This window comes from Pseudomonas sp. H2_D02 (genome assembly GCF_054677635.1).
Map to the genome: position 1 here is coordinate 1,366,402 of NZ_CP162816.1, position 15,059 is coordinate 1,381,460.

The 15,059-nt window shown below is 54.7% G+C and carries 11 protein-coding genes, 4 tRNA genes and 2 rRNA genes; all 17 read left to right on the forward strand.

Annotation, left to right across the window (positions count from 1 at the left end; translation table 11 throughout):
- Positions 1 to 95 precede the first annotated feature (95 nt).
- The 17 genes from AB4N42_RS06195 (at position 96) to rpoB (ending at position 15,023) form a co-directional block, all read left to right on the forward strand.
- Positions 96 to 2,987, forward strand: a 23S ribosomal RNA gene (locus tag AB4N42_RS06195).
- Between the two features lie 156 nt (positions 2,988 to 3,143).
- A 5S ribosomal RNA gene (gene rrf / locus AB4N42_RS06200) occupies positions 3,144 to 3,259 on the forward strand.
- A 133-nt stretch (positions 3,260 to 3,392) separates the two neighbouring features.
- On the forward strand, positions 3,393 to 4,349 hold the full coding sequence (birA, locus tag AB4N42_RS06205) for a bifunctional biotin--[acetyl-CoA-carboxylase] ligase/biotin operon repressor BirA (protein WP_460115976.1): 957 nt from the start codon (positions 3,393 to 3,395) through the stop codon (positions 4,347 to 4,349).
- Positions 4,339 to 5,088 (forward strand): pantothenate kinase, encoded by a 750-nt coding sequence (locus AB4N42_RS06210; protein WP_460115977.1) that lies wholly within the window; start codon positions 4,339 to 4,341, stop codon positions 5,086 to 5,088. The genes birA and AB4N42_RS06210 overlap by 11 nt, the downstream gene beginning before the upstream one ends.
- 7 nt (positions 5,089 to 5,095) lie before the next feature.
- Positions 5,096 to 5,551, forward strand: coding sequence for a hypothetical protein (locus tag AB4N42_RS06215; RefSeq protein WP_198796652.1), 456 nt, complete (start codon positions 5,096 to 5,098; stop codon positions 5,549 to 5,551).
- Between the two features lie 142 nt (positions 5,552 to 5,693).
- Positions 5,694 to 5,778 (forward strand) — tRNA-Tyr (locus AB4N42_RS06220).
- Positions 5,779 to 5,802: 24 nt separating this feature from the next.
- A tRNA-Gly gene (locus AB4N42_RS06225) sits at positions 5,803 to 5,876 on the forward strand.
- Between the two features lie 26 nt (positions 5,877 to 5,902).
- Positions 5,903 to 5,978: transfer RNA gene (locus AB4N42_RS06230), tRNA-Thr, on the forward strand.
- Positions 5,979 to 6,062: 84 nt separating this feature from the next.
- Entirely contained in the window at positions 6,063 to 7,256 is a 1,194-nt protein-coding gene (gene tuf, locus AB4N42_RS06235; RefSeq protein ID WP_003186103.1) for an elongation factor Tu, read from the forward strand.
- Positions 7,257 to 7,309: 53 nt separating this feature from the next.
- Positions 7,310 to 7,385, forward strand: a tRNA-Trp gene (locus AB4N42_RS06240).
- 45 nt (positions 7,386 to 7,430) lie between these two features.
- Entirely contained in the window at positions 7,431 to 7,799 is a 369-nt protein-coding gene (secE, locus tag AB4N42_RS06245) for a preprotein translocase subunit SecE (RefSeq protein WP_024776457.1), read from the forward strand.
- Positions 7,800 to 7,808: 9 nt separating this feature from the next.
- The gene (gene nusG / locus AB4N42_RS06250; protein ID WP_010443972.1) at positions 7,809 to 8,342 is read left to right on the forward strand and encodes a transcription termination/antitermination protein NusG; all 534 of its coding nucleotides are present in this window, start codon (positions 7,809 to 7,811) and stop codon (positions 8,340 to 8,342) included.
- A gap of 117 nt (positions 8,343 to 8,459) precedes the next feature.
- On the forward strand, positions 8,460 to 8,891 hold the full coding sequence (gene rplK, locus AB4N42_RS06255) for a 50S ribosomal protein L11 (protein ID WP_003176435.1): 432 nt from the start codon (positions 8,460 to 8,462) through the stop codon (positions 8,889 to 8,891).
- Complete coding sequence (rplA, locus tag AB4N42_RS06260) at positions 8,891 to 9,586, forward strand: 50S ribosomal protein L1 (protein WP_030138521.1); 696 nt, start codon at positions 8,891 to 8,893, stop codon at positions 9,584 to 9,586. Before rplK ends, rplA begins: the two co-directional genes overlap by 1 nt.
- 198 nt (positions 9,587 to 9,784) lie before the next feature.
- Complete coding sequence (rplJ, locus tag AB4N42_RS06265; protein WP_030138520.1) at positions 9,785 to 10,285, forward strand: 50S ribosomal protein L10; 501 nt, start codon at positions 9,785 to 9,787, stop codon at positions 10,283 to 10,285.
- Positions 10,286 to 10,363: 78 nt separating this feature from the next.
- A complete protein-coding gene (gene rplL, locus AB4N42_RS06270) occupies positions 10,364 to 10,729 on the forward strand; it encodes a 50S ribosomal protein L7/L12 (protein ID WP_030138519.1) in 366 nt (121 codons plus the stop codon).
- A gap of 220 nt (positions 10,730 to 10,949) precedes the next feature.
- Positions 10,950 to 15,023 carry a DNA-directed RNA polymerase subunit beta gene (gene rpoB / locus AB4N42_RS06275; RefSeq protein ID WP_198796653.1) on the forward strand — a complete coding sequence of 1,358 codons (4,074 nt, stop codon included), beginning with the start codon at positions 10,950 to 10,952 and terminating at the stop codon, positions 15,021 to 15,023.
- Positions 15,024 to 15,059 lie beyond the last annotated feature (36 nt).

Genomic DNA, 15,059 nt, shown 5'->3' on the forward strand with positions numbered 1-15,059 from the left:
GGCTAAGGTAAAATTTGTGAGTTCTCTTAATTGAGAAGTTCGAATTTTCGGCGAATGTCGTCTTCACAGTATAACCAGATTGCTTGGGGTTATATGGTCAAGTGAAGAAGCGCATACGGTGGATGCCTTGGCAGTCAGAGGCGATGAAAGACGTGGTAGCCTGCGAAAAGCTTCGGGGAGTCGGCAAACAGACTTTGATCCGGAGATGTCTGAATGGGGGAACCCAGCCATCATAAGATGGTTATCTTGTACTGAATACATAGGTGCAAGAGGCGAACCAGGGGAACTGAAACATCTAAGTACCCTGAGGAAAAGAAATCAACCGAGATTCCCTTAGTAGTGGCGAGCGAACGGGGACTAGCCCTTAAGCTTCTTTGATTTTAGCGGAACGCTCTGGAAAGTGCGGCCATAGTGGGTGATAGCCCTGTACGCGAAAGGATCTTAGAAGTGAAATCGAGTAGGACGGAGCACGAGAAACTTTGTCTGAATATGGGGGGACCATCCTCCAAGGCTAAATACTACTGACTGACCGATAGTGAACTAGTACCGTGAGGGAAAGGCGAAAAGAACCCCGGAGAGGGGAGTGAAATAGATCCTGAAACCGTATGCGTACAAGCAGTGGGAGCCCACTTTGTTGGGTGACTGCGTACCTTTTGTATAATGGGTCAGCGACTTATTTTCAGTGGCGAGCTTAACCGAATAGGGGAGGCGTAGCGAAAGCGAGTCTTAATAGGGCGTCTAGTCGCTGGGAATAGACCCGAAACCGGGCGATCTATCCATGGGCAGGTTGAAGGTTAGGTAACACTGACTGGAGGACCGAACCGACTACCGTTGAAAAGTTAGCGGATGACCTGTGGATCGGAGTGAAAGGCTAATCAAGCTCGGAGATAGCTGGTTCTCCTCGAAAGCTATTTAGGTAGCGCCTCATGTATCACTGTAGGGGGTAGAGCACTGTTTCGGCTAGGGGGTCATCCCGACTTACCAAACCGATGCAAACTCCGAATACCTACAAGTGCCGAGCATGGGAGACACACGGCGGGTGCTAACGTCCGTCGTGAAAAGGGAAACAACCCAGACCGTCAGCTAAGGTCCCAAAGTTATGGTTAAGTGGGAAACGATGTGGGAAGGCTTAGACAGCTAGGAGGTTGGCTTAGAAGCAGCCACCCTTTAAAGAAAGCGTAATAGCTCACTAGTCGAGTCGGCCTGCGCGGAAGATGTAACGGGGCTCAAACCATACACCGAAGCTACGGGTATCACGTAAGTGATGCGGTAGAGGAGCGTTCTGTAAGCCTGTGAAGGTGAGTTGAGAAGCTTGCTGGAGGTATCAGAAGTGCGAATGCTGACATGAGTAACGACAATGGGTGTGAAAAACACCCACGCCGAAAGACCAAGGTTTCCTGCGCAACGTTAATCGACGCAGGGTTAGTCGGTCCCTAAGGCGAGGCTGAAAAGCGTAGTCGATGGAAAACAGGTTAATATTCCTGTACTTCTGGTTATTGCGATGGAGGGACGGAGAAGGCTAGGCCAGCTTGGCGTTGGTTGTCCAAGTTTAAGGTGGTAGGCTGAAATCTTAGGTAAATCCGGGGTTTCAAGGCCGAGAGCTGATGACGAGTTACCCTTTGGGTGACGAAGTGGTTGATGCCATGCTTCCAAGAAAAGCTTCTAAGCTTCAGGTAACCAGGAACCGTACCCCAAACCGACACAGGTGGTTGGGTAGAGAATACCAAGGCGCTTGAGAGAACTCGGGTGAAGGAACTAGGCAAAATGGCACCGTAACTTCGGGAGAAGGTGCGCCGGTGAGGGTGAAGCACTTGCTGCGTAAGCCCACGCCGGTCGAAGATACCAGGCCGCTGCGACTGTTTATTAAAAACACAGCACTCTGCAAACACGAAAGTGGACGTATAGGGTGTGACGCCTGCCCGGTGCCGGAAGGTTAATTGATGGGGTTAGCTAACGCGAAGCTCTTGATCGAAGCCCCGGTAAACGGCGGCCGTAACTATAACGGTCCTAAGGTAGCGAAATTCCTTGTCGGGTAAGTTCCGACCTGCACGAATGGCGTAACGATGGCGGCGCTGTCTCCACCCGAGACTCAGTGAAATTGAAATCGCTGTGAAGATGCAGTGTATCCGCGGCTAGACGGAAAGACCCCGTGAACCTTTACTATAGCTTTGCACTGGACTTTGAATTTGCTTGTGTAGGATAGGTGGGAGGCTTTGAAGCGTGGACGCCAGTCTGCGTGGAGCCATCCTTGAAATACCACCCTGGCAACTTTGAGGTTCTAACTCAGGTCCGTTATCCGGATCGAGGACAGTGTATGGTGGGTAGTTTGACTGGGGCGGTCTCCTCCTAAAGAGTAACGGAGGAGTACGAAGGTGCGCTCAGACCGGTCGGAAATCGGTCGTAGAGTATAAAGGCAAAAGCGCGCTTGACTGCGAGACAGACACGTCGAGCAGGTACGAAAGTAGGTCTTAGTGATCCGGTGGTTCTGTATGGAAGGGCCATCGCTCAACGGATAAAAGGTACTCCGGGGATAACAGGCTGATACCGCCCAAGAGTTCATATCGACGGCGGTGTTTGGCACCTCGATGTCGGCTCATCACATCCTGGGGCTGAAGCCGGTCCCAAGGGTATGGCTGTTCGCCATTTAAAGTGGTACGCGAGCTGGGTTTAGAACGTCGTGAGACAGTTCGGTCCCTATCTGCCGTGGACGTTTGAGATTTGAGAGGGGCTGCTCCTAGTACGAGAGGACCGGAGTGGACGAACCTCTGGTGTTCCGGTTGTCACGCCAGTGGCATTGCCGGGTAGCTATGTTCGGAAAAGATAACCGCTGAAAGCATCTAAGCGGGAAACTTGCCTCAAGATGAGATCTCACTGGGACCTTGAGTCCCCTGAAGGGCCGTCGAAGACTACGACGTTGATAGGCAGGGTGTGTAAGCGCTGTGAGGCGTTGAGCTAACCTGTACTAATTGCCCGTGAGGCTTGACCATATAACACCCAAGCAATCTGTAGACTCGAAAGAGGCCAGATTGCGGTGTGTGAAGACGAGATGAACCGAAAGTTCGAAACTCACCAAACACCGAAAGCTGTCACATACCCAATTTGCTGAAGCGAGGCCACGAGGCCACGACTCAGTACCCGAATTTCTTGACGACCATAGAGCATTGGAACCACCTGATCCCATCCCGAACTCAGAAGTGAAACGATGCATCGCCGATGGTAGTGTGGGGTTTCCCCATGTGAGAGTAGGTCATCGTCAAGATTAAATTCCGAAACCCCTATCTGCTGACGCAGGTAGGGGTTTTGTTTTGCCCGCAGGAAAGTAATTTTGTGTTTCTATGCAACCGTCTTGCGCATGGCTATCATGCGGGCCTCATTATCAGGGCGCAGTCCGCATGCTCACGTTGCTAAAACTTCTGAAGGATGGCCGCTTTCATTCGGGGCAGGCGCTGGGTGTTGCACTGGGCATCAGTCGCAGTGCTGTATGGAAGCAGTTGCAGCACTTGGAGGCGGATTTAGGATTGTCTGTTCATAAGGTCCGGGGTAAGGGGTATCAGTTGGCTAAGCCCCTATTGCTTTTGGACGCGGCAGAGATTTGCAAAAAAGGCCTTGGTGAATGGCCTGTCCATTTATTCGACTCTATCGACTCCACCAACGCCGAGGCGTTGCGTCTCATCGAGCGTGGTGGGGTGGCACCTTTCTTGGTCCTGGCTGAGCGACAGGTTGCGGGTCGCGGCCGTCGAGGTCGTAAGTGGGTCAGTCCGTTTGCTGAAAATCTCTATCACAGTCTGGTGTTGCGCATTGACGGCGGTATGCGGCAGCTCGAAGGGCTGAGCCTGGTCGTCGGGCTGGCGGTCATGCATGTCTTGCGTGATATGGGGATCGCAGCGGCGGGGTTGAAATGGCCCAATGATGTCTTGGTGGGTGAGAAAAAAATCGCCGGTATTTTGCTCGAATTGGTGGGAGATCCTGCAGACGTTTGCCATGTTGTCCTAGGTGTCGGGATTAACGTGAACATGCAATCGACTGACGAGGTCGACCAGCAATGGACTTCGATGTGTCTTGAGGCTGGCAGGAGTTACGATCGAAATGAGCTGGTGGCACGATTGGGTGCGAAGCTGCAGCGATATCTGGAGCTTCATCATGCGTCAGGATTTGCAGCGCTTCAGTCGGAGTGGGAGCAGTATCATCTTTGGCAGGGGCGAGCTGTATCTCTGATTGCTGGTGTTAATAAGGTCGACGGTATTGTGCTGGGCATTGATCATCAGGGTGCGTTGCGTTTGAAGGTAGATGGTGTGGAAAAGAACTTTAGCGGCGGTGAGCTCGGTTTGAGGTTGCGTGATGATTCTTGAGCTCGACTGCGGCAATAGCTTCATCAAGTGGCGCGTTCTTCGTCCTGACGGGGTGACGCCAGTCGGGGGTGGCGTGGTCAGCTCCGATAGCGATCTGCTGGCGAGCCTGAGTGATGCCGAGAAATTCCAGCTCAATAAATGTCGTCTTGTTAGTGTAAGGACCCAGGCGGAGACGGATTCGTTGGTCGCTTCGCTGGTTGAGTCGTTCGGGGTGTCGGTAGTTCTCGCGGTGCCTGCGCGGGAAATGGCGGGTGTGCGAAATGGCTACGAAGATTACGAGCGATTGGGGCTCGATCGATGGCTGGCCTTGCTTGGTGGGTTCCATCTCGCTTCGGGGGCATGCCTGGTCCTTGATTTTGGTACTGCTGTTACGGCTGACTTTGTGGCTGCGGATGGCGGACATCTCGGAGGGTTCATTTGCCCAGGTATGCCTTTGATGCGTAATCAATTGCGCACCCACACGCGTAAAATCCGCTATGACGATATAGCAGCCGAGCGCGCCCATGAGAGCCTCGCTCCAGGTCGTGCGACTGTCGAGGCGGTGGAGCGCGGTTGCATGTTGATGCTCAGAGGGTTTGTGCTGACTCAGCTTGAATTGGCGCGGCAATATTGGGGAAAGGATTTCGTAGTGTTTCTTACGGGGGGGGATGCCAATCTGGTATCCGGGGTTGTTCCCGATGCCAAGGTGGTCCCAGATCTCGTTTTTGTCGGTTTGGCGATGGCTTGTCCTTTGTCTTGAGGTTTCTATGCGGTGGCTGTTTCTACTATTGCTGGTTTTAAATGTCTTCTATTACGTCTGGCACCAGCAGGAAGCCCCGCTTCGCGCCAAGGATGTCACGCCGTTGAGTTTGTATCGCGGTTCGCAACAGGATATTCATCTCTTGAGTGAAACTGCTGATGCGCTTGTCAGGCGTGATTCAGGCAGGCCAGGTGAGGCCTCCAAAAACTGTGTCTACTTAGGTGGTTTTGTCCGTCCGGAGCTGGCCAGGCAGTTGGAGCAGCGTCTGGCTGCCTCAGGCATTGCAGGTCGTTCGGTAGCACCGAGCTCGCCGAATGTTCCTGAGGGGGGTGGCTTCTGGGTCCAGGTTCCCCAGGAAAGCGCGGGAAAGGTAAATGAAACACTGCTTCAAAACCTTTCTAAAGAATTCAATGAGTTAAAACATAAAATAATGCCATGCGAAGGGGTTGCACCCGCAGGGTAGTTTGCATAGAATGGCGCCCGCTTCGCAGCGAAGACCTTTAAGGGTAAGCGATACGAAGCGACGTCAACGCAGCTAACCTCAGGTTTTTAATGAGAAAATGCTTGACAGAAGGCTGGCATGATATAGAATGCCGGCTCGCTTAGGAGGGGTTCCCGAGCGGCCAAAGGGATCAGACTGTAAATCTGACGTCTACGACTTCGAAGGTTCGAATCCTTCCCCCTCCACCATTTTTAGCGTGAGCTGCAAGCTCCGCGGGTATAGTTTAGTGGTAGAACCTCAGCCTTCCAAGCTGATGATGCGGGTTCGATTCCCGCTACCCGCTCCAAGTTTGCAGGTTGTGCAAAGTGTTTTGCTCTTGTAGCTCAGTTGGTAGAGCACACCCTTGGTAAGGGTGAGGTCAGCGGTTCAAATCCGCTCAAGAGCTCCATATAACAAGGCAGATATGAAAATATCTGCCTTTGTTTTAATGGCTTGTGTGACTCGCTAAATTCTTCTCCTAGGGGTGATTTCGATGGCTAAGGAAAAGTTCGAACGTAATAAGCCGCACGTCAACGTTGGCACCATTGGTCACGTCGACCACGGTAAAACCACGCTGACCGCTGCTCTGACCCGTGTCTGCTCCGAAGTTTTCGGTTCGGCCAAGGTTGACTTCGACAAGATCGACAGCGCCCCGGAAGAAAAAGCTCGCGGTATCACCATCAACACCGCTCACGTTGAATACGATTCGGCTGTGCGTCACTACGCGCACGTTGACTGCCCAGGTCACGCCGACTACGTAAAAAACATGATCACCGGTGCTGCCCAGATGGACGGCGCGATCCTGGTTTGCTCGGCCGCCGATGGTCCGATGCCACAAACCCGTGAGCACATCCTGCTGTCCCGTCAGGTAGGCGTTCCGTACATCGTTGTCTTCCTGAACAAGGCTGACATGGTTGACGACGCTGAGCTGCTGGAACTGGTTGAGATGGAAGTGCGCGACCTGCTGAGCACTTACGACTTCCCAGGTGATGACACTCCAATCATCATCGGTTCGGCTCTGATGGCTCTGAACGGCCAAGACGACAACGAAATGGGCACCACTGCTGTCAAGAAGCTGGTGGAAACTCTGGACAGCTACATCCCAGAGCCAGAGCGTGCTATCGACAAGCCGTTCCTGATGCCAATCGAAGACGTATTCTCGATCTCCGGTCGCGGTACTGTTGTGACTGGTCGTGTTGAGCGTGGCATCGTCCGTATCCAGGAAGAAGTTGAGATCGTCGGTCTGCGCGACACTCAGAAAACTACCTGCACCGGCGTTGAAATGTTCCGCAAGCTGCTCGACGAAGGTCGTGCTGGCGAGAACTGCGGCGTGCTGCTGCGCGGCACCAAGCGTGACGACGTTGAGCGTGGCCAGGTTCTGGTCAAGCCAGGCACCGTCAAGCCGCACACCAAGTTCACCGCAGAAGTCTACGTTCTGAGCAAGGAAGAAGGCGGTCGTCACACTCCGTTTTTCAAAGGCTACCGTCCACAGTTCTACTTCCGTACAACTGACGTGACTGGTAACTGCGAGCTGCCAGAAGGCGTTGAAATGGTAATGCCAGGTGACAACATTCAGATGACTGTTACCTTGATCAAGACCATCGCAATGGAAGACGGCCTGCGTTTCGCTATCCGTGAAGGCGGTCGTACCGTCGGCGCCGGTGTCGTAGCCAAAGTCATCGAGTAAACAGTTGTAATGTCTTTTTCGGGCCGGCATAATGGTCGGCCTGATTTTGTTTTAGGTCAGTAGCTCAATTGGCAGAGCGACGGTCTCCAAAACCGTAGGTTGGGGGTTCGATTCCCTCCTGACCTGCCAGATTCACTCGGTGTGTCTGGCTTTCTTTTCACAGGATCTTCATAGATGACTCCTAAAGCTGAAGCTCAAGGCTCTCGCTTCGATCTGCTCAAGTGGCTAGTGGTAGTCGCTTTGGTAGTTGTTGGCGTTGTTGGCAATCAGTATTTTTCTGCTTCGCCGATCCTGTACCGCGTACTTGCATTGCTTGCTATTGCTGCTGTAGCTGCCTTTGTAGGCCTGCAGACAGCCAAGGGCAAGTCTTTCTTTGTACTCGCTAAGGAAGCTCGCACCGAGATTCGTAAAGTCGTATGGCCGACTCGCCAAGAAACCACGCAGACCACGTTGATCGTTGTGGCTGTTGTTCTGGTAATGGCGTTGCTGTTGTGGGGGCTCGATTCCCTGCTCGGCTGGCTTGTTTCCTTGATTGTTGGCTAAGGGTGTCCCGTGGCTAAGCGTTGGTACGTTGTGCATGCTTACTCGGGTTACGAGAAGCATGTTATGCGCTCGCTGATAGAGCGTGTGAAGCTGGCTGGCATGGAAGATGGCTTTGGCGAGATTCTGGTTCCCACTGAAGAAGTGGTTGAAATGCGTAATGGCCAGAAACGCAAAAGCGAACGTAAGTTCTTTCCGGGCTATGTGCTGGTACAGATGGATATGAACGAAGGGACTTGGCACTTGGTCAAGGATACCCCTCGTGTGATGGGCTTCATTGGCGGTACCGCCGACAAGCCTGCGCCGATCACCGATAAAGAGGCGGAAGCGATTCTGCGTCGCGTCGCTGATGGTAGCGACAAGCCGAAGCCGAAAACGTTGTTTGAACCAGGTGAGGTTGTACGTGTCACCGACGGTCCATTCGCTGATTTCAACGGCACGGTTGAAGAAGTTAACTACGAAAAGAGCCGGATCCAAGTGGCAGTGCTCATTTTCGGTCGCTCTACTCCGGTAGAGCTGGAGTTCAGTCAGGTCGAAAAGGTCTGATCGAACAGGCATCCCAACCCCGCAGCCCAAGGCTGTGGGGTTTTGTCGTCACTGGGATAAACGCGCAAGCAACCGGGGAGCCTTTCGAGGCGTTCGAACCCGTAATTGGAGTGCCTCATGGCCAAGAAGATTACCGCTTACATCAAGCTGCAAGTGAAGGCCGCTCAGGCTAACCCAAGCCCACCTGTTGGTCCTGCTCTGGGTCAGCACGGCGTGAACATCATGGAATTCTGCAAGGCCTTCAACGCCCGTACTCAGGGTCTTGAGCCAGGTCTGCCGACTCCAGTGATCATCACTGTCTACAGCGACCGTAGCTTCACTTTCGAAACAAAAAGCACCCCTGCTTCGGTTCTGCTGAAGAAGGCTGCAGGTTTGACCAGCGGTTCCGCTCGTCCAAACACCGTTAAGGTTGGCACCGTTACCCGTGCTCAGCTGGAAGAAATCGCGAAAACCAAAAACGCGGATCTGACTGCAGCTGATATGGATGCAGCCGTGCGTACTATCGCCGGTTCTGCTCGTAGCATGGGCCTTAACGTGGAGGGTGTGTAATGGCTAAGCTGACCAAGCGTCAAAAGGCTATCGCCGGCAAAATCGAAGCTGGCAAGGCCTACAACTTTGTAGATGCCGCCGCTCTGCTGGCTGAGCTGTCGACTGTCAAGTTCAGCGAGTCGTTCGACGTTGCTGTGAACCTGGGCGTTGACCCACGTAAATCCGACCAGGTCGTACGTAGCGCTACCGTGCTGCCACACGGCACTGGCAAGACCGTTCGCGTTGCCGTGTTCACCCAGGGTCCAGCAGCTGAAGCTGCTCTGGCTGCTGGTGCTGATCGCGTAGGCATGGACGATCTGGCTGCTGAAATGAAAGGCGGCGACCTGAACTATGACGTCGTGATCGCATCCCCGGATGCCATGCGCGTTGTAGGCCAGCTGGGTCAGATCCTCGGTCCACGTGGCCTGATGCCTAACCCTAAAGTCGGCACCGTAACCCCAGACGTAGCCACCGCGGTCAAGAACGCCAAGGCTGGTCAGGTTCGTTATCGCACCGACAAAAACGGCATTATCCACACTTCCGTTGGCAAGATTGGCTTCGACGCCGTCAAGCTGAAGGAAAACGTTGAAGCCCTGATCGCCGATCTGAAGCGCATCAAGCCAGCTTCTTCGAAAGGTATCTACGTCAAGCGCGTTACCCTGAGCACCACTATGGGCCCAGGTCTGATCATTGATCAGAGCTCGCTCGACGCGTAAGACAAAGGTTGGCGCAAGCGATTGCGCCAGTCGACATATTGGGGTCCCTGCCTGGCGGGGGCTGTCCAAGACCGTAGGCGACGCAAGTCTTAAACCACAAGCCTACGCAGATGGTGCTCCCGGTTCCTTACCGAATCAGACACCAAAACGACATTCGGTTTCGATCGGATGAAACGGTAACAAGCAGGAGTTAAACCCGTGGCAATTAAACTCGAAGACAAGAAGGCCATCGTCGCTGAAGTCAACGAGGCTGCCAAAGCTGCTCTGTCCGCTGTCGTGGCTGATGCCCGTGGCGTAACAGTAGGCGCTATGACCGGACTCCGTAAAGAGGCTCGTGAAGCTGGCGTTTACGTACGTGTAGTACGTAACACCCTGCTCAAGCGCGCTGTTGCTGACACTGAATACAGTGTCCTTAACGACGTGTTCACCGGCCCGACCTTGATTGCGTTCTCCACCCAACATCCTGGCGCTGCTGCCCGTTTGTTCAAGGAATTCGCCAAAGGTCAGGACAAGTTCGAGATTAAGGCAGCTGCGTTCGAGGGCAAGTTCCTCGCAGCTAACCAGATCGACGTATTGGCGACTCTGCCGACCCGTGACGAAGCAATTTCCCAGCTGATGAGCGTGATGCAAGGCGCCACCAGCAAATTGGCTCGTACCCTGGCGGCACTGCGCGACCAGAAAGAAGCTGCCGCAGCCTAAGGCTCGACACCTCTTTTCGCGTTTTTTGTTTATTTCGATGGTCGCGTAGGCCGTCCCCCAATTCAGGAATTTAGTTTCATGACTATCTCTCAAAACGACATCCTCGAAGCCGTTGCCAACATGTCCGTAATGGAAGTTGTTGAGCTGATCAAAGCTTTCGAAGAAAAATTCGGTGTTACCGCTGCTGCTGCTTCCGCTGGTCCAGCTGTTGCTGCTGCCGTTGCTGAAGAGCAAACCGAATTCAACGTCATGCTGACCGAAGCTGGCGAGAAGAAAGTAAACGTGATCAAGGCAGTACGTGAACTGACCGGTCTGGGCCTGAAAGAAGCCAAGGCTGTAGTTGACGGCGCTCCTGCCATGGTTCTGGAAGCTGTTGCCAAAGACGCAGCTGACAAAGCCAAAGCAGTTCTGGAAGAAGCAGGCGCTAAAGTCGAGCTGAAGTAAGCATCGACTTTGCGTCTCCAGCCCGAGCGTTAAGCGACAGGCTGATGGCTGGTGGCTCTTGCCACCGGCCTTTTTCCGTTATTGGCAGCCGACTGGGTCGGTGCTGATCGCGAGCTGTAACCACCCGATGTGGTGGCGCAAACCATGGGGTTTGCACGATTTTCTGGCTGCTCCCGTCGGGAGGGGCCAAACAAGCAGGTGACCAAGCTGGGGAACGCTGATGGCTTACTCATATACTGAGAAAAAACGTATCCGCAAGGACTTTAGCAAGTTGCCGGACGTCATGGATGTGCCGTACCTCCTGGCCATCCAGCTGGATTCGTATCGTGAATTCTTGCAAGCGGGAGCGACTAAAGATCAGTTCCGCGACGTGGGCCTGCATGCGGCCTTCAAATCCGTTTTCCCGATCATCAGCTACTCCGGCAATGCTGCGCTGGAGTACGTCGGTTATCGCCTGGGCGAACCGGCATTTGATGTCAAAGAATGCGTATTGCGCGGTGTAACTTACGCCGTACCTTTGCGGGTAAAAGTGCGCCTGATCATTTTCGACAAAGAATCGTCGAACAAAGCGATCAAGGACATCAAAGAGCAAGAAGTCTACATGGGTGAGATCCCCCTGATGACTGAAAACGGTACCTTCGTAATCAACGGTACCGAGCGTGTAATCGTTTCCCAGCTGCACCGTTCTCCGGGCGTGTTCTTCGACCACGACCGTGGCAAGACGCACAGCTCCGGCAAACTGCTCTACTCCGCGCGCATCATTCCTTACCGCGGTTCGTGGTTGGATTTCGAGTTCGACCCGAAAGACTGCGTATTCGTGCGTATCGACCGTCGTCGCAAGCTGCCTGCATCGGTGCTGCTGCGCGCGCTCGGCTATACCACCGAGGAAGTACTGGACGCGTTCTACACCACCAACGTCTTCCATGTGCAAGGTGAAAACCTGAGCCTGGAGCTGGTGCCTCAGCGCCTGCGCGGTGAAATTGCGGTCCTCGATATCCAGGACGACAAGGGCAAGGTTATTGTCGAGCAAGGTCGTCGTATTACCGCTCGCCACATCAACCAGCTGGAAAAAGCCGGGATCAAAGAGCTGCAGGTGCCGATGGACTACGTCCTGGGTCGCACTTCGGCCAAGGTCATCGTGCATCCAGCCACTGGCGAGATCATCGCTGAGTGCAACACCGAGCTGACCGTCGAGATCCTGGCGAAAATCGTCAAGGCCCAGGTCGTTCGTATCGAGACCCTGTACACCAACGACATCGACTGCGGTCCGTTCATCTCCGACACGCTGAAGATCGACTCCACCGGCAACCAGTTGGAAGCCTTGGTCGAGATCTATCGCATGATGCGTCCTGGCGAGCCACCAACCAAGGATGCTGCCGAGACCCTGTTCAACAACCTGTTCTTCAGCCCTGAGCGCTATGACCTGTCTGCGGTCGGCCGGATGAAGTTCAACCGTCGTATCGGTCGTACCGAGATCGAAGGTTCGGGCGTGCTGAACAAGGATGACATCGTTGCGGTCCTCAAGACCTTGGTCGACATCCGTAACGGCAAGGGCATCGTCGATGACATCGACCACCTGGGTAACCGTCGTGTTCGCTGCGTAGGCGAAATGGCCGAGAACCAGTTCCGTGTTGGCCTGGTGCGCGTAGAGCGTGCGGTCAAGGAACGCCTGTCGATGGCTGAAAGCGAAGGCCTGATGCCACAAGACCTGATCAATGCCAAGCCTGTGGCTGCGGCGGTGAAGGAGTTCTTCGGTTCGAGCCAGCTGTCCCAGTTCATGGACCAGAACAACCCGCTGTCCGAGATCACCCACAAGCGTCGTGTCTCCGCACTCGGCCCAGGCGGTCTGACGCGTGAGCGTGCAGGCTTCGAAGTTCGTGACGTACACCCGACTCACTACGGTCGTGTATGCCCGATCGAAACGCCGGAAGGTCCGAACATCGGTCTGATCAACTCCCTGGCTGCCTATGCGCGCACCAACCAGTACGGCTTCCTTGAAAGCCCGTACCGCGTGGTGAAAGACGCCCTGGTTACCGACGAGATCGTTTTCCTGTCCGCCATCGAAGAAGCTGATCATGTGATCGCCCAGGCTTCTGCCACGATGAACGAGAAGAAAGTCCTGGTCGACGAGCTGGTAGCTGTTCGTCACTTGAACGAGTTCACCGTCAAGGCGCCGGAAGACGTCACCTTGATGGACGTATCGCCGAAGCAGGTAGTTTCGGTTGCAGCGTCGCTGATCCCGTTCCTCGAGCACGACGACGCCAACCGTGCGTTGATGGGTTCGAACATGCAGCGTCAGGCTGTACCTACCCTGCGTGCCGACAAGCCGCTGGTTGGTACTGGTATGGAGCGCAACGTTGCTCGCGACTCCGGCGTTTGCGTCGTGGCTCGTCGTGGCGGTGTGATCGACTCCGTCGACGCCAGCCGTATCGTGGTTCGTGTTGCCGATGACGAAGTTGAAACTGGCGAAGCCGGTGTCGACATCTACAACCTGACCAAATACACCCGCTCGAACCAGAACACCTGCATCAACCAGCGTCCGCTGGTGAGCAAGGGTGATCGGGTTCAGCGTAGCGACATCATGGCCGACGGCCCGTCCACCGATATGGGTGAACTGGCCTTGGGTCAGAACATGCGCATCGCGTTCATGGCATGGAACGGCTTCAACTTCGAAGACTCCATCTGCCTGTCCGAGCGTGTGGTTCAGGAAGACCGCTTCACCACGATCCACATCCAGGAACTGACCTGCGTGGCTCGTGACACCAAGCTTGGCCCAGAGGAAATCACTGCGGACATCCCGAACGTGGGTGAGGCTGCACTGAACAAGCTGGACGAAGCCGGTATCGTTTACGTAGGTGCTGAAGTAGGCGCGGGCGACATCCTGGTCGGCAAGGTCACTCCGAAAGGCGAGACCCAACTGACTCCGGAAGAAAAACTGCTGCGTGCGATCTTCGGTGAAAAAGCCAGCGACGTAAAAGACACCTCCCTGCGCGTGCCTACCGGCACCAAGGGTACTGTCATCGACGTACAGGTCTTCACCCGTGACGGCGTTGAGCGTGATGCTCGTGCACTGTCGATCGAGAAGACTCAGCTCGACGAGATCCGCAAGGACCTGAACGAAGAGTTCCGTATCGTTGAAGGCGCAACTTTCGAGCGTCTGCGCTCCGCCCTGGTCGGCCACAAAGCCGAAGGCGGCGCCGGCCTGAAGAAAGGTCAGGAAATCACCGACGAAGTCCTCGACGGTCTTGAGCATGGCCAGTGGTTCAAACTGCGCATGGCTGAAGATGCTCTGAACGAGCAGCTCGAGAAGGCCCAGGCCTACATCGTTGATCGCCGCCGTCTGCTGGACGACAAGTTCGAAGACAAGAAGCGCAAGCTGCAGCAGGGCGATGACCTGGCTCCAGGCGTGCTGAAAATCGTCAAGGTTTACCTGGCAATCCGTCGCCGCATCCAGCCGGGCGACAAGATGGCCGGTCGTCACGGTAACAAGGGTGTGGTCTCCGTGATCATGCCGGTTGAAGACATGCCGCACGATGCCAATGGCACCCCGGTCGATGTGGTCCTCAACCCGTTGGGCGTACCTTCGCGTATGAACGTTGGTCAGATCCTTGAAACCCACCTGGGCCTCGCGGCCAAGGGCTTGGGCGAGAAGATCAACCGTATGATCGAAGAGCAGCGCAAGGTCGCTGACCTGCGCAAGTTCCTGCACGAGATCTACAACGAGATCGGCGGGCGCAACGAAGAGCTGGACACCTTCTCCGACCAGGAAATCCTGGATCTGGCGAAGAACCTGCGCGGCGGCGTTCCGATGGCTACCCCGGTGTTCGATGGTGCCAAGGAAAGCGAAATCAAGGCCATGCTGAAACTGGCAGACCTGCCGGAAAGCGGCCAGATGCAGCTGTTCGACGGCCGTACCGGCAACAAGTTCGAGCGTCCGGTTACCGTTGGCTACATGTACATGCTGAAGCTGAACCACTTGGTAGACGACAAGATGCATGCTCGTTCTACCGGTTCTTACAGCCTGGTTACCCAGCAGCCGCTGGGTGGTAAGGCGCAGTTCGGTGGTCAGCGTTTCGGGGAGATGGAGGTCTGGGCACTGGAAGCATACGGTGCTGCATACACTCTGCAAGAAATGCTCACAGTGAAGTCGGACGATGTGAACGGCCGGACCAAGATGTACAAAAACATCGTGGACGGCGATCACCGTATGGAGCCGGGCATGCCCGAGTCCTTCAACGTGTTGATCAAGGAAATTCGTTCCCTCGGCATCGATATCGATCTGGAAACCGAATAACACGTGACGCGAATCGAGAGCGGGGCTGTCTTGCCC